The sequence below is a fragment of the Bacillus sp. NPDC094106 genome (assembly GCF_044764345.1).
Taxonomy (GTDB): Bacteria; Bacillota; Bacilli; order Bacillales; family Bacillaceae_G; genus Bacillus_A.
In genome coordinates this window covers 1-22,545 of record NZ_JBIWHY010000009.1, presented here as the reverse complement: position 1 = coordinate 22,545, position 22,545 = coordinate 1, and the positions used below count along the sequence as shown (strand labels likewise).

Below are 22,545 nucleotides of genomic sequence, written 5' to 3'. Positions count from 1 at the left end.
CATTTCCATTGTCTTATATTGTTTTGGAGAGCAAAATAAAAACAATTTGAAAGATTGATCCCATATTAAAGGATGATAATATCCCCCTCATTTCAAAATTCAGATAAGGAATAAGCGCGTGAAATTCTGAATGGATAGGGCTGAAATCAGTAGGAATGAAGAACTGCTCCTGATGACTGTTGCAATGTATTTTAGAAGTACTACATTGTATGCGATAGTATATTTTGTAATGCATGGCTTAATGTCGGAAATGAGTGTTTATATCCATAATCGAGCGCTTTATGGGGTAATGCATATTGGCCTTGTAAGATGAGTATACTCATCTCCCCGAGTAAAGTATGTAGTACAAATGCTGGAGTAGGAAGCCAATGCGGACGCCCGATGACATTTGAAAGTGTTTTTCCGAATTCTTTCATCGTTATAGGCTCTGGAGCTGTAATGTTAAGAGGACCTTCTATTTCTTTTGCTTGTATTGCGAAATCAATCATACGAATAGCATCATGCAAATGAATCCAGGATAACCACTGTTTACCAGAACCGATTGTACCACCAATATATAATTGATAAGGAAGTAACATCTTAGGAAGAGCACCTCCTTCTGCGTCTAAAACAACTCCAAATCGTGCATAGATAGTTCGAATGCCGAGAGGAATAGCATGAGAGGCTTCTTTTTCCCATAAATGTACTGTATTTGCTAGAAAATCATCTCCATGTTCTGTATCTTGTTCAGTAAAAGTCTTTTCGATGGATGTGCCATAATACCCAATAGCACTAGCATTAATAAAAGTATGAGGTTTCGTTTGTAATGTCTGTAATTGTCTAATGAGTCCCTTTGTCGTATGAAGACGACTTTTTAGGATGTTCTCTTTTTGTTTTTGTGTCCAGCGCCTATTATTAATAGATTCTCCTGCTAAATTGATAACAACGTCAACAGAGGAGAGAGGAAACGTATGTGAATTAGCAGTCCATTGCAAGTATTGAATGTTGGAATCAGGAGAGTTTTCTATCGTTTGCCGGGTAAGAATGTAAATTGTATGTCCTTTTAAGTTTAAAAATTGAGCTAGTTGTTTACCAATAAAACCAGTACCTCCAGAAATCGCGATTTTCAAAAAAATTTCCCCCTCATTATATCTATTCATGGAAAGCAAATTTGCTCCGCAACTATGTTAAAATAGTAGCGGGGTGAAGAATATGGCTGTCATTACAAAAATAGAAGTACAAAAACGAACGAAAGAACGATTTAATATTTATATTGATAAGGGACAAGGTGAAGAATACGGGTTTAGTGTAAATCAGATTGTTTTAATTAAGCACGGATTGCAAAAAGGCTTAGAAATTGATGAAGTAGAGTTAGCTAATATTTTGTACAATGAAGAAGTGCAAAAAGCATATTTGCAAGCAATCTCCTATTTATCTTATCAAATGAGGACAAAACAGGAAGTTGAAGAGTATTTACGAAAAAAAGAAATTGGACAGGCCATCATCTCTGAAGTTGTTTCGAAATTATTACATGATCGCCATATTAATGATAAAGAGTATGCAATTTCATACGTGCGAACTCATAGTAACGTAAATCAAAAGGGACCAACTGTGATTAGGCGTGAACTTCTTGGTAAAGGTGTTCAAGATGTAATAATTACTCATAGTTTACAAGAGTATCCGAAAGAAAAGCAAATTGAAAATGCTTTTGCACTTGTAGAGAAAAAGAAAAAGTCTTATCAAAAGCATTCTTTTTTACAAATGAAACAAAAATTAGAAGAAATGCTTGTGCGTAAAGGATATTTTCGAGATGTAATTCAAATTTGTCTTGAAGAGTTGAAAGATGAAAAGGATGACTCACAGCAGCTGGAGGCATTGTTATATCATGGGAATAAATACCATGAAAAGTATAAAAAGCATGATGGATGGACATATGAAAATAAGATAAAGCAAGCGCTATATCGAAAAGGGTTTTCTATTGATGAAATAGAGACGTTTTTACAAATGAAACGTGAAGAGGGATGAGGAAATATGATGAATATGCCAAAACGCTATAGTGAAATGACACCGCATGAGCTAAGAGAAGAAGTTGGTATTTTAAAAGAGCAGGCTGTGAAGGCGGAGCAGCTTGGTATTGTAAATGAATTTGATGTATTAATGAGAAAAGTGGCAATGGCACGTGCTTATATGACAGATATTAATAAATTTCAAATTGGTGAAACATATGAACTGATTGAAGAACCAGGTGTATTATTTACAATTACGTATTTCAACGGGGTATTTGCTTGGGGACATAAACAAAATGATAGTGAGGAAATTGGAATTCCAATTTCACTGTTACAAGAGAAATAAAAACCAGAGAGTAAATATCTCTCTGGTTTTTATCTTTGGTAGGCGTTAAAGGAGATAGGAGATTTTAAATTTGGCGTTTTCGCATTTCGTTCGCCAATATAATGAGAGACTGGGTTTGTTGCGTTTGTCCATTTACTTGTGCCTTCGCATGTTTTGGACGTGCCCACGTAGGGTTAAATAATTCAGAACGACTATCTAAATGATCACGGTAGCTCATCTTTATCACCTCGTGTAGGAAGTTATATTATTTTTGACTATTCTTCCTGCTGATTTGCAGCACGCATACGTTCCTGCGGGTGCGTGTTAATTGTGCCGTTAGGTCTCTTTGAAGCAAAGCGAGACTTTGCTTTCGGTTGACCTTCGATTTTGCTGTTGTTTTTTGATTCAGACCAAAATTCGGCTTGTCTACCCAAGAAGAACGCCCCCTCATTATAAGTTGATACTTGTTAAGAAGTATCAATTATAGAATGTGCAAAATAGAAGAAAATATCCTTTAGAAATTAAGGGAAGAAATGAATAAAAGGAGAATATAACATGAATGATATTTATGAAACATTAACAAAAGAATTATTAGCAAAAAACAACTTTCTTTCTTATGCTCAGGCTCGCGCATGGGTTGAATTATTATGGGAGGATTTTCAAGTAACATATGCAAAATCTGGTCGTTATCAAGGAGAAGAAATGACTGAGCAGGTAGTAAGAAAGTGGATTCATAATCATGGTGAACGTCTTCATGAAATTCGTACAAATAATCCTAAATATAGCCATTTAATTAATCAAGAAGATCATTTAAAACATTAAGAAAAGCGACCAAAGGGGGTCGCTTTTCTTAATGTGGAAGCAATTCCAATTTTTTTCGAAGTTTTTCTTCACTGAAAATCCAGCCTGTATAAGAATTAATGATATTTAAATTTTGATCTAGTTGAACGATTGCGACGAATGGATAATAATCTTTACTACGGTAGCGTAAATCGATAAAGCGCACTTCATAATAGTTGTCGTAATCAAAAATATCCCAACGGTATACGGGTGAAAAAGATAAAAAAGCAGAAATGTTTTCATCTTTTTGTGCAGCCCGGATAATTTTATTATCTGGGAGTGGAATACGATCAAATTTATCATGTACCATAATATGGCCGCGGTGCCAACGAGCAACATAATAGTGTTTTTTTGTTACAATAGCCAAATGATAGTGATAAAAGCGATAGGAAGGAGAAATAATGACTTCCTCTACATCTTCAAATCGTTTGTACACTACACTTTTGACATTTTGTCTCATTACAAATCGACCGATATAGTAGACAAACATTAATATATATGCGGCTAAAGCAGTATATCCTTTATCGGAGCCAACAAGCATACAGGCAATAGCGAGTATATGGATAAAGAAAATGATAGCATCAAATGTATTAATTACACCAAGTGCCACCCATTTTTTTGTAAAAGGCCGCAATGCTTGTGTACCATAAGCGTTAAAAATATCAACAAATACATGAAGAAAGACGGCAATAAATGACCAGAGTAGCAGGTGAAGATAAGGAGCTTCTGAAAAGAAGGCAAAGGAAATTCCACTTATAAGGAATGACCAAAGAATAACTGCAGGAATGGAATGGGTAATCCCGCGATGATTTCGTATATATTTTGCATTATTCCGCAACTTTAAGACAGTATCTATATCAGGAATATTGGAGCCAGCAATCGTTGCAAGCATAACTGCTTGTGGTCCAAAATCACTTTGAGATATGGCTGGATCTAATGTTGCTAAACTACCTAATGTGACGCCCATAACAAGGTGAGTGGCTGTGTCCATAAAAACACACCTCCGTTTTTTTATTAATGTAACTCTTTTTATTCGATACCTCAAGTCATTTGCCTTCTATTTCCTATATCATCTTACTTAAATTTTTTCCTAAAATCTTTATAATAGTACGTATATGCAAAAAATGAGGGGGACCCGGTTTGACACTTGAAATATTAAATGAATTTAACATAGAGCAATTTCAAGATGATTTAATTAGTTGGTTTGAAAAAGAGCAACGCGATTTACCATGGCGTAAAAATAAAGATCCGTATCGTGTTTGGGTTTCTGAGATTATGTTGCAGCAAACACGAGTAGAAGCTGTAAAACCATATTACGCAAATTTTATGGGAAAGTTCCCAACGTTAGACGCATTGGCAGCGGCAGAGGATGAAGAGGTATTAAAAGCATGGGAAGGCCTCGGTTATTATTCTAGAGCACGGAATTTACATGCAGCAGTAAAAGAAGTAAAAGAAGTATACGGCGGGAAAGTACCTAGTGATGTGAAAAAAATTGAAAAATTAAAAGGTGTTGGTCCATATACAAAAGGTGCGATTTTAAGTATTGCATATGGAATACCTGAACCAGCCGTTGATGGAAATGTTATGCGGGTTTTATCTCGCATTTTATCAGTTTGGGATGATATTGCGAAACCGAAGACACGAAAAATATTTGAAGATATTGTACGTGAAATCATTTCAAAAGAAAATCCATCCTACTTTAATCAAGGGCTAATGGAATTAGGTGCACTGATTTGTATTCCTAAAAATCCAGCTTGTTTACTTTGTCCTGTTCGTGAGCATTGCCGTGGACATGCAGAAGGTGTGCAAAAAGAATTACCAGTTAAAAGTAAGGCAAAAGCTCCTAAAATGGTACCGCTTGTTGCAGGGGTGCTTCAAACAGCGGATGGGAATTATGTAATTAACAAAAGACCGAGTACAGGATTACTTGCAAACATGTGGGAATTTCCAAATGTTGAAATAAGTGAAGGGATTCGGAGTCATAAACAACAGCTTACTGATTATATGAAAGAGGGGTTTTCTCTTTCTGTTTCAGTTGATGAATACGCGATGAACGTCCAACATACATTTACGCACCGTACATGGGATATATTTGTATTTTATGGAAAAGTAACAAGTGCTATTAAAGAAACAGATACATTAAAATTTGTGTCTAAAGAAGAATTTGAGAAATTACCTTTTTCTAAATCGCATCGTACGATTTATGAAGAATGTGTTGAAAAAATCTCTGTTAAATAATTGATGAGAGAACGTGTTCCCAAGCTCAGGAACACGTTTTTTTAATCGGACGAAACCCTTGTGCCATGAACCCAACTATATAAATCCATTTTGATTTTTCGACATCTAAGTTGCTACTATGCAGAATACAACATGACCTGCACTCACTTACTCCCTTTGTTTTAAACATGGCATGTGGCAGAAAAAGGCCCTGACCGCTTCTATGCATGGCCAGATGCTCTCTTCCACCTAAAAGAAGGGCTTTTATGTCGGTTTTTTAATTGGCATTTATATAGCTTCGTTTTTTTGTAAACTACCTCGTGACTCAATTTCTTTAATAATTTCTTTGTAAATGGTTTGGCCTTCTACATTTAAATAAGGCATGATTTGCTGCAAGGAATGATGAAAATAAGCTAATTCATCTTGTTTCCATTCTTCTTTCGAAATCATAGATAGTTCTGTCATATCACGTCCGGCGTACATGTTCACACCTCCATCGTATGTAGTTTGAATAAGCAATGAAAAATATATGCGTGAATTAAAAAATGAAATTACGGATAGCTTTTGAAAGGATTGGTTACATTATTGGTTGTGGAGGTGAGAAAAATGAAAAAACAACAAGGATACAACAAAGCAACTTCTGGTGCTAGCATTCAAAGCACAAATGCTAGCTATGGTACAGAGTTCGCAACTGAAACAAATGTGCAAGCAGTGAAGCAACAAAATGCACAATCAGAGGCTAAAAAAGCGCAAGCTTCTAGTGCTGCTCAAAGTGCAAATGCTAGCTATGGTACAGAATTTGCAACTGAAACAAATGTGCAAGCAGTGAAGCAACAAAATGCACAATCAGCAGCAAAAAAATCACAATCTTCTAGCACAAATCAGTAACGAAAGAAAAACACTTCTCGGTTCAAGAGAAGTGTTTTCTTTGTATGGGGAATTATTGTCTTCTAAGAGAAATAACTCAGCAGGATAGTGTTTGTAATTTTACTGTAGATACCGACATAACTTCTAATAAGTCAACAAATGTAGTCAAAGGAGAAAGAAGTGAAAGGTTAGAAAATATTTAGTAGAAGATGTATCTTGTATTAATGCGGGATAAAAGGGGGTAAGTAATGAATTCATTTGATAAGTTGGTAGGGGAGCAGTTACAAACAATGGATGAATTATTGAAACTGCAAGCACATTTGGAGAAATACCAGCAGCTTGAAATGAGTGAACAAGAAAAGTGTGATAAAAAAGAATTGTATTTTATTCGGCAAGAAATATACAAAACAGAATTGGCATTAAAGTTGTTACATGAAAAATTTGAGCAACAAACAAATGAAGTGATTCATTCTTTTGAAACAGAAAAAATTACTTCTAACTAAAGATGAGATGTATTTGGATGATTTAGTTAGAAACGCCCCTCCTTCATGATTGAAGAAGGGTTTTTTCTTATCATACATTGTTTAGTGATATTCTCCGCTTAGCTGCTAGCAAAAGTAAAAAAGTTAGGTGGGGAAGAAAAAGCCGCTATATAAGTCCAAATTGAAAAATCAACATACAACCTTTCTTTTAGGTGGAAGAGAGCATCCGGCCATGCATAGAAGCGGTCAGATCTTTTTCCTGCCCATGCCAAGTGAAAACAAAGAGAGAAAATAAGTAGCGATCACCTTTTGTTCTTCATAGCCGTGACTTATATGTTAGAAAATCAAAATGGATATATATAGTTGAAATTTAAATTTATGGTTCATCACCGTAACATGGGGTTGATTTTTTGAAAAATAATCATTTTTCATACACGGAACGGAGAGTGGCGACTCCTGCGGGAATAGCGAGGAAAGTGAGACCCCGCAGGCTTGCCGAGGAGGCTCGCTCTCGCCCGCGGAAAGCGTCCACTCGGAGTGAAGTGTACATTACCTATATGTTACCCCCGTCTTTTGGTGATGAACCAAATTTATAGGAATGAGAAGAGCCTTTGCTGGTTCTCCGAAAGCTGGATGCCATCAGTTTAGTTTTAAAATTTTGACAAAAAAGTTATAATAGAAAAAAAGTGAATGCAGTTCAATACTAGTTGTGCCAATTTTAGAAGAGCATTTGCAGTGAAAGAAGGGAGCATGTATGGGATTTCCCAAAGAAGGAGAAAAAGTACAAATACATAGTTATAAACATAATGGCTCCATTCATAGAATGTGGGAAGAGACTACAATTTTAAAAGGGACACAAAGTCTTGTAATCGGTGCTAATGATCGGACAGTAGTTACAGAATCAGATGGCCGGACATGGGTTACTCGTGAACCTGCGATTTGTTATTTCCATGCAAACTATTGGTTTAACGTAATCGGTATGTTAAGGGAAGATGGAGTATACTACTATTGTAATTTAAGCTCTCCATTTGCATACGATTCAGAAGCGTTAAAGTATATTGATTATGATTTGGATATTAAAGTATATCCAGATATGACATATACTCTTTTAGATGAAGATGAGTATGAGAAGCATAGCCAAATTATGAAGTATCCTCCTGTGATTGATACGATTCTAAAAAGAAATGTAGAGTATTTAACGCAGTGGATTCATCAAAGAAAAGGGCCGTTCGCACCGGACTTTGTAGATATGTGGTATGAGCGATATTTAATGTATAGAGATTAAAGCAAACCTGCAGGGGATTTCCCGGCAGGTTTGTCCTATTAAGGGGGAATTACATGCAGGGAATCAAACGATATTTACAATTTGTGAAACCATATCGTTGGCTTATTGTCATCACGATTATTATTGGACTCGTTAAGTTCGGAATTCCACTTATTATGCCATGGTTATTAAAGTATATTATTGATGATGTGATTCAAGGAGGAGGATCTCTTCAGGAAAAAACATCGGGGTTAATAACGGCAGTTGGAATTGCTTTTTTTATTTTTGCAGTAATAAGACCACCAGTTGAATATTATCGTCAATATTTTGCACAGCGTATTAGTAATACAATACTTTATGATTTGCGTAAACATATTTTTGACCATCTGCAAAAGTTAAGTTTACGATATTATTCAAACACAAAAACAGGTGAAATTATTTCACGTGTCATTCATGATGTAGAACAGACGAAGGATTTTGTTGTTACGGGATTGATGAATGTTTGGCTCGATACAGCTACGATTTTTATTGCGGTTGTAGTTATGTTTTCTATGAATATAAAATTAACGCTTGTTGCATTGCTGATTTTACCAATCTATGCAGTGGCAGTTAAATATTTTTTTGGACGTCTTCGTAATTTGACGAGAGAGCGCTCGCAAGCTTTAGCAACGATGCAAGGGTATTTGTATGAGCGTATTCAAGGGATGCAAGTAACGCGCAGTTTTGCATTAGAGGAATATGAAAAAGGGCAGTTTGAAAAAAGAAATAATGAATTTCTGACGAAAGCGTTGACACATACAAGTTGGACAGCAAAGACATTCTCAGCAGTGAATACGTTAACGGATTTAGGACCATTACTTGTTATTGCATTTGCAGCATATGAGGTGATTCAAGGCTCATTGACACTCGGAACTATGGTTGCTTTTGTGGGGTATATGGATAGCTTATATAGTCCGCTTCGGCGCCTCGTGAATTCTTCTACGACACTAACACAATCTTTTGCGTCTATGGATCGTGTTTTTGAGTTATTAGATGAAAAATATGATATTGTGAATGAACCTAGCGCAATACAGGTTAAAAAGTTAAACGGTGAAATCGTATTTGATGAAGTTTCATTTCGTTATAATGTCAATGAAACAGATGTATTGCATAATCTTTCGTTTACCATTCGCCCAGGAGAAAAAGTTGCGCTTGTTGGAGCAAGTGGAGGCGGAAAGTCATCCCTTGCTAGTTTAATTCCACGTTTTTATGATGTTTCCGGCGGTGCCGTTTATGTAGATGGTGTAAATGTAAGAGAGTATGACATGAGGAATCTACGTAGTCATATCGGTATTGTGTTGCAGGATAATTTATTATTTAGCGATACGATTCAAGCTAATATTTTATATGGAAATCCGGAAGCTACGGAAGAAGAAGTGGTCACTGCTGCAAAAGCTGCACAGATTCATAACTTCATTATCGGTTTGCCAGATGGTTATGATACGATTGTTGGAGAACGAGGGGTGAAGTTGTCTGGTGGGCAGAGACAACGTATCGCGATTGCCCGGGTGTTTCTAAAAAATCCATCGTTGCTTATATTAGATGAGGCAACATCAGCTTTAGATTTGGAGAACGAAAGATATATTCAAGAGGCTCTTCAAACATTGGCGGCTGATCGAACAACAATTATTATTGCTCATAGATTGGCAACTATTACACATGTCGATACAATTATTTATATCGAAAATGGTGAAATAAAGGAAAAAGGTTCTCATGAGCAGTTAATGCAAAAACGAGGATTTTATTATAATTTGTATCAAATTCAGCATGTAGCAGAAACAACCCCTTTAGCGTAAAAGGGGTTGTTTTTTATTCATCTTCTTTTTTTTCATCAATTTGTAGTTCGTCTTCTGGTTTGTGATATGTGTAAAAACTATCTACAAGTAAATCTAAATGCTCAACTTCCTCACTATAATTAATGATGGAAGAAATAAGTGGGAAGAGATGTAACCATATTTCGTAGGACTCTTCATCATCTTTATCCTGATAATCCATAAAGATATCAATTAGTTCCTGCTTACCTGTTTCAACTTCATCAAGCATTTCAACGGATTGTTGTTTTTTCGCTTTACCAATAAATTTTAATAAAACTTGTTCATGGTAGTGCGTTAATGAATCGAGCTCGTTTTGAATGGATTCTTGAAATGATTCAGGCATATACCGTAACTCGTTTTCAGTTCGATGTAGTGACTTTAATGTACTTAGAGCGCGACTTGTTGTCGCTAACATTTGTCTGAATAAAACAAGCTTACGAATTTTGGCGAACTGTATTTTTTTTGTATAACTTCTTTCTTCTTTATAAAGCAAATAGTAATGATTTAGTTTAATCATTTTTTCTTTCATACGATCAATATCTGTTTTTAACGTTGTAAAATCAGAAGCTTGCCTGCTATTCATACGAATCCATTTCACAATTTCCTCCGTATCATCAACGATGCGATGATACAGTTTGGTTTCGTATTTTGGCGGCATAAATACTAAGTTCACAAGTGAAGCAGCAATAATCCCAGTCATAATAGTTGCAAAGCGGAGTAGTGCGAAATCAAAGAAATTTGCTCCTTGATATTCCATAATAGCGATGACCGTTACTAAAGCAATTGATATTGTGTTTTCTAAACGCAATTGTAGTGTAAGAGCAATAACTAATATACAAGTTAATCCAATAATAAAAGGATTATTTCCGAAAGTAAAAGCAAATACGATAGCGAATACTGCACCAATTACGTTTGCTTGAATTTGCTCAAGTGCTGTCAAATATGAGCGGTATACAGATGGTTGAACAGCGAAAATTGCTGAAATCCCCGCAAATACTGGACTTGGTAGGTGGAACAAAGTAGAAGCAAATAAAGCTAATGTAATGGCAATACCCGTTTTTAAAATGCGAGCACCAAGTTTCATACCCTTATTAATATCCTTTCTCTCTTGTCATAATGAATGTACAACATGATACTATACATTCATTGCAATATGTTAGCAAGTGATATTTTAGTGGATGTGCAAAAATTCCGATAAAGATAGCTGTCCGATTTATTCGTCGCGTCGCCAGTTCGGTATTCATGCAGTTTCATCTACACTCCGTACCCTTCTAACTTCTGTGCCTCGAACTGCTCGGCTCTATTCATCCTACTGTTTGAATGCTTATTTTAGTGAAAAAACCTGCTGAATTTCAGCAGGTTTCAAATTGTTATTATAGATTACTATGTGATGCTCACTTCGTCAACTTTCCAGTGGTTATAAAGTATAGTAAAATCATTCAGTTGAAACAGATGGATCTGCTTGTTCTTTTTTCGGGATGATTTCATAAAAATGAAGCTGAATGTCATCTAGTAATGGGGTTAAGAGAGCAACTTCTTCATATTGCTCATGCTCATTTAGTACCCGAATATAGTCAAACAATAATTCTGTAACGTCTGATTTACCATTTTTGCTAAGTGACTGTAATGTGACATTGGCTCCTTTGGCAATTCTTCTTTTTAAGGCAGGTTCTGTTAAACCGAGTTCAGGTTGATGACGTAAATAAACGACACCGCCAGTCATACCAGCACAAATCCATGGACCAGGATCCCCTAACACAAGGGCGCGGCCATTTGTCATATACTCGAAGGCAAAGCCTTTTATATTGGAATGAGAACCAAGGTTTCCATGTTCTTTTTCACGAAGTGCTTTTGTGACTCTACCTCCAATAACCATATCTGCTCCAGAGAGACGGATACCTGCACGTGCATCAGCGTTTCCTTGCACATATAAAGCTCCTTTTTGTGCGCCATATCCAAATCCTTTTCCGACAGAGCCGTTGTAGTATACACCATCTTTTCCTTTTGCTTTTGTAATGTAAATACCACCACCAAATGAAGTTTTTCCAATGCCATCTTGTGCACCGCCATTAACGTGGATAAATAAGTTTTCGCTATTGTAAGCACCTAATCCATTTCCAGGAACAGAACCATTTGTATACTTTAATGTAAGTGGTTCAAGGCTAGTGTTTTCATACAATTTACTACGGACACGATAGCATGATTCTAAACCGCCCATCACTCGTTGATCTACACCGACACCAACTAATTCTTTTGATTGGAAAAATTCAGCTATTTTATGTTGCTTTTGCTCTACGGATTCTATAGAAGTTAAGGATGAGTTTTCTAAAATTTGTAGTAAATTGTGTAAGTCTAATAGATCTGTACCACGAGTTTGTTCTAGCAAATCTGAACGTCCAACAATTTCTTGTAAATTCATATAGCCGAGTTGTCCTGTTAAACGTTTAAGTTCTGTACCAAAAGTAGTAAATAAGTGTAATAATCCTTTTACAGCATGTTCAAATTGGCGCGGGACAAAGCGACGCAGGCCATGTTCTTTTGCTTGGGCTTCTGATTCGATTTGAGTGGCGATTCCGACATGACACGTATCTAGATGGCAGCCACGACAAGTTGTACAACCAATGGCAATCATTGATAGGGTACCGAAGCCAATTCGATTTGCACCAAGAAGCATAATTTTAAGTGCATCATTTATGCTACGAATACCACCATCTGCCCAAATTTCTACATTGTGCCTCATGTTTGCTTCTAATAGAGCATTATGAGCAGCTTTGACGCCAATCTCTACAGGAAGACCAACATGTTGCAGGGCATGAATACGTGCGGCACCAGTTCCGCCATCAAATCCGCTAATATTAATAAAATCGGCACCTGCTTTGGCAATTCCTACGGCAATTGTTCCAATGTTAGGGACAACTGGAACTTTGACAGCGACTTTTGCGAGTTGATTCGCGGTTTTAATTTCTGTAATCATTTGTGCTAAGTCTTCAATTGAGTAAATATCATGGTTATTAGAGGGTGAGATTAAGTCTGAACCAATTGTTGCATTACGTGCTTCAGCGATTTTTGAAGTCACTTTTGATCCAGGTAAATGTCCACCTTCACCAGGTTTTGCGCCTTGCCCAATTTTTATTTCAATTAAATTCGATGAGTTGAGTAGTTCGGCATTCACTCCAAAGCGACCAGAGGCGATTTGTTGGCCGCGTGTATGTGGATATTTGCCAATCATATCTTTAATTTCTCCGCCTTCACCATTTAAACTAATCATATTCAGGCGATTTGCAGCCTCTGCATAGGCGCGGAAGGCGATTTCATTTTGAGAACCAAACGACATGGAACTAATAATAAATGGTAAATCATGATTCTTAATTCCAATAGAAACATGTTCAGTTGGAACGGTTTGTTGCACTTCTTTTATTTGGACAAGATGACGAATTGCGATTGGATTTTTGTCTTCTAGCTCAGTTAATTTCTCCCGGTAATCATCATAGTTATTGCCTTTTGCTACATCACCAATTGCTTTCCAAATCCGCGGGAACATATGGAATGTTTTGCGCATTTTAACTTTTGGGTTACCATAATCAATTGCCCGAGCTTTCGCATCCTCTGTAAGTGATTCAAGTGAGAAAGCCAAATTGTTTGATCCAAAGAAATTAGTAATTTGTAATATATCTGCGATTTCTTCGTGTAAGCCAATGGAAGAAAAGAGACGACCGTAACCACGTAATTCATGGATTCCAATTGTTGAAATTACTTTCTCTAGTCCTTTGTTTAATGCGTTATACAAATTAGCGATTGCTACTTTAGTGCCGTCGTTTACAGTTGCAAACATTAAGTATGGATTCATAACATCTGCCCCTAAACCATATAGCGTAACAATGTCGTGTAAAGAGCGGAGAGCACCAGATCTTACAACAAGAGAGCAATTTCGGCGTAATTTGTTTTCAGTTAATACTTGATGGACTTTTGCTGTAATTAAATGTGGATCAATCCATAATTGTTCATTTTGGTGTGCTTTCGCATCATCTAATAGTAAAAGGGTAGCTCCTTTTTTAATGGCTGTTATAGCTTCAGAGCTAATTCGATTTAATGCATCATATAAAGTCTCTGATGCTGTAAAGGTAATGGACAGTTTGTAGACGGCACTATGGGTAACAAATAGTTGTGTAAGTTGTTCGTGTGTAACTGTTTCTAAATCTTCGGCGATGGATTGTGCTAAATTTCCCTCTAGTATAATTGGTGATAGAAGTTCAGCGACAAAAGGATATTGGGATGTCCGGCATAAATTTGGGCGTTCTCCTAACACTGTACGTGTAGAAAAGTGTTCAATTTCTCTGTCACGATCAATTGCTGGGTTCGTAACAACTGCTACACTTTCTTTTATGAAATCAGCGATGTTCCGTCTATCAGTATCAAGTGCTGCAAGGGGGGCATCGTGCCCAAGAGAACGGATTGGTTCGACGCCTTTTGTTGCCATTTGTTCAAGAAGCTGAATATGTTCACGATCCCATCCGAAAGCCACGTATTGTTCTGTTTCAACTTGTGTATAATCTAATAACCCCTCGATTTTTTCTACAGATGGGATAGATAAATTAAAATGATAGTCAGTGAAATCAATTCGCTGTTTTAGGCGTTTATATACTTCGTCTTGGTATCTTTCATATTCGTAGAGAACAAGGTTATCTTGTTCGTTCCACTTTAAACCTATTTTCTCTCCAGGAGCAAGTGGTTTTGGCTCTGCTACATATTCAGTTGGCGATACAACACCTGGTTCAGATGAAAAGATATAGGAAGTTTCTGTTTCTACTTTCCAAACCGGTCGTAAACCAAGTGAATCAACACTAAAAACAGCTTCGTCTTTATAACGTGAAATAATGCCAGCTGGTCCTTGAGCAAAATGCCCCCATGCTTCACGAATATACGTATATAGATCTTGCAAGTGAGGTTCGTATAATTTTATCTCATTAATAATTGGTGGGAATAATATATCCATTGCTTCAAATAAGCTGTAGTTATAGTGAACGAGAAGTGTTTCTAAGGTGCGGTTTAAATCTTGAGAGTCACTGCCTCCGTTAGTAAGTGGTACATCAATCATCTTAGCTTGATCACGTAACTTGGCAATGGTATTAATTTCACCATTATGTCCGAGGATACTAAATGGCTGTACACGAAAAAAATTTGATAATGTATTGGTAGAATAGCGATTATGCCCCAGTGTCATTGTTGATGCGATAAGGGGATGTTGTAAGTCATCGTAGTAGGCAACAAGTGTATCGCCAGCACCAAGAACTTTATAGACAACATGATTGTGACTTAATGACGCCACATGAATCGCTTCATTTTCTTCGATTGCAATTGTTAAAGAGAATAGTGTTTGGTCAATATTTTTAGTTTCGCTTTCTGCAATAAGTGCAATTTGCCAGAATAAAGGTTCTTCTTGTTTACCAAGAGGACCGAGTGCATCAGAATTTATAATCTCCTCATCCTCGAAGACAATTGTGAAATTTTCATTTTCTAGTTTTGTACGAATGCTATTTTTTAAATGATTTACATTTTCTTTTTTGCTTAGAAAAAAATGTCCAACGATAAAATGGGGATGATCCACAATCGCTGGATTATATCCATTCTTTTTTAGTTTCTCTTTCCAAAGTGCTGTTGGTAAATCAATGTGAATACCAATTCCATCTCCTTCGCCATTAATGAAGCCAGCCCGATGATTCATTTTAACAAGCGATTGTATACAAAGGTCGATGTTTTCTTTCGTAGGAATTTTTTGTTTTTCCATAACGGAAACGATTCCACACGCATCATGTTCTGCATTTACATAATTTCGAAATAAAGACGGTGTCCATGTATTTGTTGTACTTAGCATCCGTCAATCCCCCCTTTAAGATGTAACATTAAGAATAGTCTTACTATTCAAAGCGTGAAGCGCTTTGTATACGAAATTAATAATAAATATAAAGTGAAACTTTAATTAGTGAGGGGTCTTCATCCCTCACTGATTATTAGTTCTCACCAATCGGGATAAATGAAAATAAAACAGATAATTATGAATAATTATACTATTAATGCGAGATTTATGAAATAGAAAAAAGAAAAAAATAGAGGGTGGCCTCTATTTTTTCCTTTTCTTATGCGTTGCAGTTTTATTTTGCTAAGGCAGCAAATGCTCTGCCAACAGCTTCAATTGTATATTCAATATCTTCTTTTGTATGTTCTGTTGTTAAGAACCATGCTTCATATTTGGATGGTGCTAAGTTAATTCCTTCGTTGAGCATAAGCTTGAAGAACTTGCCGAACATTTCACCATCTGTATTTTGTGCAGCATCATAATCTTCAATTGTATCTGTTGTAAAGTACACAGTTAATGCCCCTTTTAAACGATTTACTGTAATATCGATGCTATGTTTTTCAGCTTGTTCTAAAATACCTTTTTCAAGCATTTCTCCAAGCTCATCTAGTTTTTCATATACGCCTTCTTGTTTTAGGACTTCTAGGCATGCGATACCAGCTGCCATAGAAGCTGGGTTTCCGGCCATTGTACCAGCTTGATAAGCAGGTCCAAGCGGGGCAACTTGTTCCATGATTTCTTTTTTACCACCATATGCACCGATTGGAAGACCACCGCCAATTATTTTACCAAGCGCTGTTAAGTCTGGTGTTACACCAAGTAAATCTTGAGCGCCGCCGTACATAAAACGGAAAGCAGTAATAACTTCATCGTAAATAACGAGTGCGCCAGCCGCGTGAACAAGTTCATTTACTTTTTCAAGGAAACCAGGTTTAGGTTCTACAATTCCGAAGTTCCCAACGATTGGTTCTACAAGAATAGCTGCTACTTCATGTCCCCATTTATCTAGTGCCTCTTTTAATGTTTCCACATTATTAAATGGAACGGTAATAACTTCTTGTGCGATACTTTGTGGTACTCCGGCTGAATCAGGCGTGCCAAGAGTAGAAGGACCTGAACCAGCTGCTACAAGTACTAAATCTGAATGACCATGGTAGCAACCAGCAAATTTCATGATTTTTGTGCGACCTGTGTAAGCACGAGCTACGCGAATCGTTGTCATAACAGATTCTGTACCAGAGTTTACGAAACGAACTTTATCTAAAGCAGGCATTGCTTCTTTTAACATTTTTGCAAACTTTACTTCTAGTGCTGTCGGTGTCCCGTATAGTACACCATTTTCAGCAGCTGTTTTAATTGCTTCCGTTATGTGAGGATGAGCATGCCCTGTAATAATTGGACCATATGCTGCTAAATAGTCGATATATTTATTACCATCTACATCCCAAAAATAAGCACCTTTCCCACGTTCCATTGCAACAGGTGAACCACCGCCAACGGCTTTAAAAGAACGTGAAGGACTATTAACACCACCAACAATATGTTCTAACGCTTCTTTATGTAATGCTTCTGACTTTGTGAAATTCACTACAATTCATCTCCTTACAAAAATCTATGTATTATTTTAACATGTTTTTCAAAAAGACGTATTGTTTGTGATAGGGATAGTAGTTGGGTAAACTATTCGTTGTGATATTTAGGGAGGAGGTCCGGTTATGAAATCGGTAATTGAGGTACAAGGATTACGTAAAGAATTTACAACATATTCAAGTCGTTCGGGCTTAAAGGGTGCTTTTCGCGATTTATTAAATCGTAACTATAAAATAGTACCAGCAGTGAATGATGTTTCGTTTACTATAAAGCAAGGTGAAATGGTTGGGTATATTGGGGAAAATGGTGCTGGAAAATCAACGACTATTAAGATGTTAACTGGGATTTTAACACCAACGTCTGGACAAATTACAGTGAATGGTATGAATCCGCATAAGCAACGAGAAGAATTTGTAAGAACAATTGGTGTTGTATTTGGACAACGTTCTCAGCTTTGGTGGGATATCGCAGTGCAAGAATCATTTCGTCTATTAAAGAAAGTGTATGGTGTATCGGATAGCCAGTATAAAGAACATATGGAGCATGTTATTGAAACATTAGATATTGGACCGTTGTTAGATAAACCGGTGCGTAAATTATCGCTTGGTCAACGAATGCGTTGTGAATTGGCAGCAGCATTAATTCATAATCCACCACTTTTATTTTTAGATGAGCCAACAATCGGATTAGATGTTCTTGTGAAATTAAAGATTCGTGAATTTTTAAAAGAGATGAATGAGCGTTATAAAACAACGATTCTTTTAACAACACATGATATTACTGATATTGAAGCGTTATGTGAGCGCGTTATTATGCTTGATGAGGGAAGTATTATGTATGATGGTTCGTTAGAAAAACTGCGTTCGCAATGGGGAGCGGAAAAGGAGATACATTTTCAATTTGTTTCGCCGGTTTCGTATCAACAATTATCAATGATTATGCCAGATGATCATGTAGTTTGGTCGCAGGCGAGAGAAGAACATACATGGATTGCGAAAATACCGAATGAAGAAGTTATAATCTCTATGCTCATTTCAAAAGTAGTACAAGCTTTTCAAATTAAAGATTTAAAAATTCATGAAGTGTCTACAGAAGAAATTATTCGTAACATTTATGAAGAAGGTATCATTCATGGGTAAGTATATTGAAATGATTCGTATTCGTTTTTTAATGATGCTTGCTTATCGAACAAACTATTATAGTGGAATTTTAATTTATACGATTAATATCGGAGCATATTACTTCCTATGGCAAGCTATTTACAGTGGAAAAGAGAATATTGAAAGCTTATCGATTTCTCAAATGACGACCTATATTGCTATTGCTTGGATGGCCCGTGCTTTTTATTTTAATAATATTGATAGAGAAATTGCGATGGAAATTCAAGAAGGGCGTGTAGCTGTTGAGTTAATTCGACCGTATAACTATTTAGGGATGAAAGTTATGCAAGGGCTTGGAGAGGGAATATTTCGTTTTGCATTCTTTTCAATCCCAGGTATGTTGATCGTTACGCTGTTGTTCTCCTTGCAAATTACAACGAATTTTCAAACGTGGCTGTATTTCTTTCTATCGTTAATATTCAGCTTTATTATTAATACGCAAATTAACTTAATGACAGGAATGCTCACTTTTTTCTTATTTAACAACAGTGGAATTATGTACGCAAAACGTGTTGTTATTGATTTGTTTTCAGGCTTATTACTACCGATTAGCTTTTATCCTCTATGGGCCCAAAAAGCGATGGTATTCTTACCATTCCAAGCAATCAGTTATATTCCGAGTATGATTTTCTCTGAAGGAATACAAGGAAGTAAGTTGTATCAAGCTTTATTATTCCAAATGATTTGGGCAGTGGTACTTATTATTCCAATTGTGCTGATGTGGAAAACGGCGCGAAAACGCCTAATTGTACAAGGGGGATGATGAGATGTTGTATATAAAACTTTTTTTGCAATATGCAAGCCAATATATCAAAACGAAACTAGAATATCGTGGTGATTTCATTGTTGGGTTATTATCCGACTTACTATTACAAGCTGTTAATTTAATTTTTATACTTGTTGTTTTTGGACATACACAGTCATTAAAAGGGTGGAGCCGTGAAGAGGTTATTTTTATCTATGGCTTTTTCTTAGTCCCATTTGCTATCTTTTCTTCTTTCTTTAATATATGGGACTTTAATGATAGGTACATTATCAAGGGAGAAATGGATCGTGTCTTAACAAGACCGATTCATAGTTTGTTTCAAATTATATTAGAACGAATGGAATTAGAGTCGTTAATTGGAGCTATAACAGGAATGATTGTAATGGGATATGCAGCAGTGCAGCTTCAATTATCTTTTTATTGGTATGATATCTTCTTGTTCTTGCTAATGGTAGGAGGAGGAGCGCTTGTATACGGCGGGATATTTGTAACACTCGCGAGTATCGGTTTTTGGTCAGATGCGAAAAGCTCCATTATGCCGCTTATGTATAATATAGGGAATTATGGACGATACCCTGTAAATATTTATAATCGCGTTATTCGCTTTATTTTAACCTTTGTATTACCGTTTGCATTTGTTGGTGTATATCCAGCGGCATACTTTCTTAGAAAAACGGAATGGAACAGTTATGCATTTGCAACACCAATTGTTGGCGTAATTTGTTTTACGATTGCAATTACACTTTGGAATCAGGGTGTGAAAAGGTACCGTGGTGCTGGAAATTAAATAGGGGCTCATTGGTTTCTGTGGGATAAATTATTTGTTGTCCTCATACATATAGGATGAGGTGGAGGACATGTTATGGGGACTGATCCTATTAATCGCAGTAATTGCTGTTTTAAGAAGTGTTCAATTGTTATGGAGTTCATATTCGGAGTCAAAGCGCTTTTTTTCTTTGTATAACTTGACTTCATTGTTCTTAATTTATACAACGGTACTGATTGCATTTGGATTAAGCTATGTTGTATTAGAGGAAAGTGGATTTTCGATTTTAAGGGAAGATGGCGAAAGATTGAATGGCCATTCTTTTCAACTTGTAGAAGTATGTTTATATTTTAGTGCAGTTACTTTATTATCGGTTGGATATGGTGATGTGACCCCAGTTGGAATAGGACGATGGGTTGCGATAGTTGAGGCGCTAATTGGATATACACTACCGTTTGCTTTCGTAGTCCGGACTGTGATAGACAATGAAAAATAAGGTAATATTTGTTATAGTAGAAGGAAAATATAAGGAGTGATAAAGATGGTCGCAATAGGAGAAATAGCACCAGATTTTACACTAGAAGGAAGCGATGGGGAGCAGGTTGAATTATCCAATTTTCGCGGAAAAAATGTAGTGTTATATTTTTACCCGAAAGATATGACACCAGGATGTACGACGGAAGCATGTGATTTTCGAGATGCATACGGGTTATTCCAAGAAAAGGATACAGTTATTCTTGGTGTAAGTCCTGATCCAGCAAATAGACATATGAAATTTATTGAAAAACATGATTTACCATTTTTACTTTTAGTGGATGAGGATCATAAAGTGGCAGAACAATATGATGTTTGGAAACTGAAGAAGAACTTTGGAAAAGAGTACATGGGAATTGAGCGTTCTACATTCCTGATTAATAAAGACGGTGAACTTGTAAAAGAATGGCGTAAAGTAAAAGTGAAGGGTCATATCGAAGAGATTCTTTCTTATATAAAATAAGAGCTTATATGAGCAAAGGAATAAAGAACGAAAGAAGTTTCTCATATAAGGCATATGCCTATACACTTTTTATGATGTTTCATAAGTTAAAAGGGTAGGGCATACCTCCTCAGATGATAGTATTCCAAGTGCGATTATTTCGCACTTTTTTTCTTTACGAATGTATAAGGAAGGGACAAATATACATAAGAATAAGGTTAGGTGAAAAATAAAACACATGATTATAGTAGAAATATTGACGATTGACAAGAAAAGGAGTACACTATTTATAAGAATTATAAAATAATAATCCGTATAGAATCGGGGTGCATGACGGTGGTCAAAGAAGAATTAAAAGAAGCGCTAGAAATGCTGAAAAATACGGGTGTACGCATTACTCCACAGCGTCATGCTATTTTAGAGTACCTTGTGGAATCTATGACGCACCCAACAGCGGATGAAATTTATAAGGCGTTAGAAGGTAAGTTTCCAAATATGAGCGTTGCGACTGTATATAATAACTTACGTGTATTTAAAGAAGTTGAGCTTGTAAAGGAATTAACTTATGGAGACGCTTCAAGTAGATTTGATTATATTACAAGTCAGCATTACCATGTAATTTGCGAAAAGTGTGGTAAGATTGTTGATTTTCCTTATGGTGGTTTGGAAAAACTTGAAGATGAAGCTGCGAAAGCAACCGGCTTTGTTATTAATAGTCATCGTTTAGAAATTTATGGCGTATGTCCAGAATGTCATAAGGCGTAAGTATAATTAAAGAAAGAGGCTGACGGCTATGTCAGCCTCTTTCTTTATTATATAAATTCCATTTTATGCTTTATAGCTCTTTTTATTATACTTCTCATCAAACTCTTTTCCTTCTAAATTCCGATCAAGTGTTAAAGGTTGATTGCAGTGCATACATGCATCTACACGACCAAGCATTTTTGTTGGTTTATTACAGCTTGGACAAATGATCTGCACGGTCTTGGTAGATAACATGCCAATCCAAAAGTAAACAAGGGTGCTAGCGATAACAGCTAAGAAACCGAGCATCATAAGGGTAGTCATGATAATAATATTCTCTCGAAAAAAGACGCCTAAGTATGCAATGAAGAGGCCGATAAATACTAAACTTAATGCAAAGGTTCGAATCTTATTGATTTTGTTTGAATACTTAATACCCATTCCCATCACACTCCTATAGCAACAATATAACACAAAATTTAGAATTTTTTATCAAAAAGAAAGGAGGTTGATGAAATTTGTAAGAATGATAAAGTACAAACGGGATGTGAAATTTTTTTGTGAAAAGTATTGACCGTACATGTAGTGCGTGATATATTAATACACGTCGCTGATGCAAAACACGCAGAAAGCGAAAAAAGAAATCAAAAACTTAGTTGACATCGAAAAACGAAGATGTTAACATAAGGAAGTCGCAATTAAGCGGCAAACGAGTTCTCTGAAAACTGAACGAAACAAACAACGTGAAACGTCAATTTTTATTTTAGATGCTAGACAAACTAACTTTATTGGAGAGTTTGATCCTGGCTCAGGATGAACGCTGGCGGCGTGCCTAATACATGCAAGTCGAGCGAAT

The 22,545-nt window shown here is 36.3% G+C and carries 23 protein-coding genes and 1 rRNA gene; 15 read left to right on the top strand and 9 right to left on the bottom strand.

Translation table 11 applies throughout. The features are described from left to right. Nucleotides 1-200: 200 nt before the first annotated feature. Complete coding sequence (locus ACIQ7L_RS14705) at nt 201-1,109, bottom strand: TIGR01777 family oxidoreductase (RefSeq protein WP_400570180.1); 909 nt, start codon at nt 1,107-1,109, stop codon at nt 201-203. Between the two features lie 82 nt (nt 1,110-1,191). On the opposite strand from ACIQ7L_RS14705, the gene recX reads away from it, so the two are divergent. Both recX and ACIQ7L_RS14695 read left to right on the top strand, forming a co-directional pair. Beyond that, complete coding sequence (gene recX, locus ACIQ7L_RS14700; RefSeq protein ID WP_097898763.1) at nt 1,192-2,004, top strand: recombination regulator RecX; 813 nt, start codon at nt 1,192-1,194, stop codon at nt 2,002-2,004. Nucleotides 2,005-2,013: 9 nt separating this feature from the next. Then, complete coding sequence (locus ACIQ7L_RS14695) at nt 2,014-2,331, top strand: YfhH family protein (RefSeq protein ID WP_400570178.1); 318 nt, start codon at nt 2,014-2,016, stop codon at nt 2,329-2,331. A gap of 64 nt (nt 2,332-2,395) precedes the next feature. Here ACIQ7L_RS14695 and ACIQ7L_RS14690 read toward each other — a convergent pair whose 3' ends face one another. Both ACIQ7L_RS14690 and ACIQ7L_RS14685 read right to left on the bottom strand, forming a co-directional pair. Then, complete coding sequence (locus ACIQ7L_RS14690; RefSeq protein ID WP_097898764.1) at nt 2,396-2,548, bottom strand: YpzG family protein; 153 nt, start codon at nt 2,546-2,548, stop codon at nt 2,396-2,398. Between the two features lie 37 nt (nt 2,549-2,585). Continuing rightward, nucleotides 2,586-2,744 carry a small, acid-soluble spore protein K gene (locus ACIQ7L_RS14685; RefSeq protein WP_002113845.1) on the bottom strand — a complete coding sequence of 53 codons (159 nt, stop codon included), beginning with the start codon at nt 2,742-2,744 and terminating at the stop codon, nt 2,586-2,588. Between the two features lie 121 nt (nt 2,745-2,865). On the opposite strand from ACIQ7L_RS14685, the gene ACIQ7L_RS14680 reads away from it, so the two are divergent. After that, nucleotides 2,866-3,132, top strand: coding sequence for a YfhJ family protein (locus ACIQ7L_RS14680; protein WP_097898765.1), 267 nt, complete (start codon nt 2,866-2,868; stop codon nt 3,130-3,132). Nucleotides 3,133-3,160: 28 nt separating this feature from the next. Here the strand turns inward: ACIQ7L_RS14680 and ACIQ7L_RS14675 are convergent, their stop codons facing one another. After that, nucleotides 3,161-4,141 carry a metal-dependent hydrolase gene (locus tag ACIQ7L_RS14675; protein WP_400570175.1) on the bottom strand — a complete coding sequence of 327 codons (981 nt, stop codon included), beginning with the start codon at nt 4,139-4,141 and terminating at the stop codon, nt 3,161-3,163. Nucleotides 4,142-4,290: 149 nt separating this feature from the next. On the opposite strand from ACIQ7L_RS14675, the gene mutY reads away from it, so the two are divergent. Further along, nucleotides 4,291-5,388, top strand: a complete 1,098-nt coding sequence (mutY, locus tag ACIQ7L_RS14670; RefSeq protein WP_400570173.1) for an A/G-specific adenine glycosylase — start codon at nt 4,291-4,293, stop codon at nt 5,386-5,388. A gap of 267 nt (nt 5,389-5,655) precedes the next feature. Here mutY and ACIQ7L_RS14665 read toward each other — a convergent pair whose 3' ends face one another. Then, nucleotides 5,656-5,850, bottom strand: a complete 195-nt coding sequence (locus ACIQ7L_RS14665) for a hypothetical protein (RefSeq protein WP_400570171.1) — start codon at nt 5,848-5,850, stop codon at nt 5,656-5,658. Between the two features lie 108 nt (nt 5,851-5,958). On the opposite strand from ACIQ7L_RS14665, the gene ACIQ7L_RS14660 reads away from it, so the two are divergent. The 4 genes from ACIQ7L_RS14660 (at nt 5,959) to ACIQ7L_RS14645 (ending at nt 9,815) form a co-directional block, all read left to right on the top strand. Next, nucleotides 5,959-6,255 carry a gamma-type small acid-soluble spore protein gene (locus ACIQ7L_RS14660; protein ID WP_400570426.1) on the top strand — a complete coding sequence of 99 codons (297 nt, stop codon included), beginning with the start codon at nt 5,959-5,961 and terminating at the stop codon, nt 6,253-6,255. Between the two features lie 227 nt (nt 6,256-6,482). Further along, nucleotides 6,483-6,737, top strand: coding sequence for a YgaB family protein (locus ACIQ7L_RS14655; protein WP_097898771.1), 255 nt, complete (start codon nt 6,483-6,485; stop codon nt 6,735-6,737). Nucleotides 6,738-7,470: 733 nt separating this feature from the next. Then, entirely contained in the window at nt 7,471-8,001 is a 531-nt protein-coding gene (gene ntdP / locus ACIQ7L_RS14650) for a nucleoside tri-diphosphate phosphatase (protein WP_097898772.1), read from the top strand. 53 nt (nt 8,002-8,054) lie between these two features. Continuing rightward, a complete protein-coding gene (locus tag ACIQ7L_RS14645) occupies nt 8,055-9,815 on the top strand; it encodes an ABC transporter ATP-binding protein (protein WP_400570168.1) in 1,761 nt (586 codons plus the stop codon). Between the two features lie 13 nt (nt 9,816-9,828). Here the strand turns inward: ACIQ7L_RS14645 and ACIQ7L_RS14640 are convergent, their stop codons facing one another. The 3 genes from ACIQ7L_RS14640 to hemL form a co-directional block, all read right to left on the bottom strand. Further along, complete coding sequence (locus ACIQ7L_RS14640; protein WP_400570166.1) at nt 9,829-10,917, bottom strand: aromatic acid exporter family protein; 1,089 nt, start codon at nt 10,915-10,917, stop codon at nt 9,829-9,831. A gap of 351 nt (nt 10,918-11,268) precedes the next feature. Then, on the bottom strand, nt 11,269-15,705 hold the full coding sequence (locus ACIQ7L_RS14635) for a glutamate synthase-related protein (protein ID WP_400570164.1): 4,437 nt from the start codon (nt 15,703-15,705) through the stop codon (nt 11,269-11,271). Nucleotides 15,706-15,982: 277 nt separating this feature from the next. Beyond that, on the bottom strand, nt 15,983-17,281 hold the full coding sequence (gene hemL, locus ACIQ7L_RS14630; RefSeq protein ID WP_400570425.1) for a glutamate-1-semialdehyde-2,1-aminomutase: 1,299 nt from the start codon (nt 17,279-17,281) through the stop codon (nt 15,983-15,985). A gap of 121 nt (nt 17,282-17,402) precedes the next feature. Here hemL and ACIQ7L_RS14625 point away from each other — a divergent pair, with 121 nt between their 5' ends. The 6 genes from ACIQ7L_RS14625 (at nt 17,403) to perR (ending at nt 21,710) form a co-directional block, all read left to right on the top strand. Continuing rightward, nucleotides 17,403-18,416, top strand: coding sequence for an ABC transporter ATP-binding protein (locus tag ACIQ7L_RS14625; protein WP_400570162.1), 1,014 nt, complete (start codon nt 17,403-17,405; stop codon nt 18,414-18,416). Continuing rightward, nucleotides 18,409-19,200 carry an ABC transporter permease gene (locus tag ACIQ7L_RS14620; protein WP_400570160.1) on the top strand — a complete coding sequence of 264 codons (792 nt, stop codon included), beginning with the start codon at nt 18,409-18,411 and terminating at the stop codon, nt 19,198-19,200. The genes ACIQ7L_RS14625 and ACIQ7L_RS14620 overlap by 8 nt, the downstream gene beginning before the upstream one ends. A gap of 4 nt (nt 19,201-19,204) precedes the next feature. Continuing rightward, nucleotides 19,205-19,990, top strand: coding sequence for an ABC transporter permease (locus ACIQ7L_RS14615; RefSeq protein WP_400570158.1), 786 nt, complete (start codon nt 19,205-19,207; stop codon nt 19,988-19,990). Between the two features lie 70 nt (nt 19,991-20,060). Then, nucleotides 20,061-20,465: a potassium channel family protein gene (locus ACIQ7L_RS14610; RefSeq protein ID WP_097898780.1), complete on the top strand. Its 405-nt coding sequence runs from the start codon at nt 20,061-20,063 to the stop codon at nt 20,463-20,465. Nucleotides 20,466-20,510: 45 nt separating this feature from the next. After that, on the top strand, nt 20,511-20,966 hold the full coding sequence (bcp, locus tag ACIQ7L_RS14605) for a thioredoxin-dependent thiol peroxidase (protein WP_400570156.1): 456 nt from the start codon (nt 20,511-20,513) through the stop codon (nt 20,964-20,966). A 315-nt stretch (nt 20,967-21,281) separates the two neighbouring features. Beyond that, nucleotides 21,282-21,710, top strand: coding sequence for a peroxide-responsive transcriptional repressor PerR (gene perR, locus ACIQ7L_RS14600; protein ID WP_170958192.1), 429 nt, complete (start codon nt 21,282-21,284; stop codon nt 21,708-21,710). 63 nt (nt 21,711-21,773) lie between these two features. Here perR and ACIQ7L_RS14595 read toward each other — a convergent pair whose 3' ends face one another. Continuing rightward, nucleotides 21,774-22,130 (bottom strand): YgzB family protein, encoded by a 357-nt coding sequence (locus ACIQ7L_RS14595; protein ID WP_097898783.1) that lies wholly within the window; start codon nt 22,128-22,130, stop codon nt 21,774-21,776. 344 nt (nt 22,131-22,474) lie between these two features. Between ACIQ7L_RS14595 and ACIQ7L_RS14590 the strand changes: the two genes are divergently transcribed. Continuing rightward, nucleotides 22,475-22,545: ribosomal RNA gene (locus ACIQ7L_RS14590) — 16S ribosomal RNA — on the top strand; the annotation flags it as partial.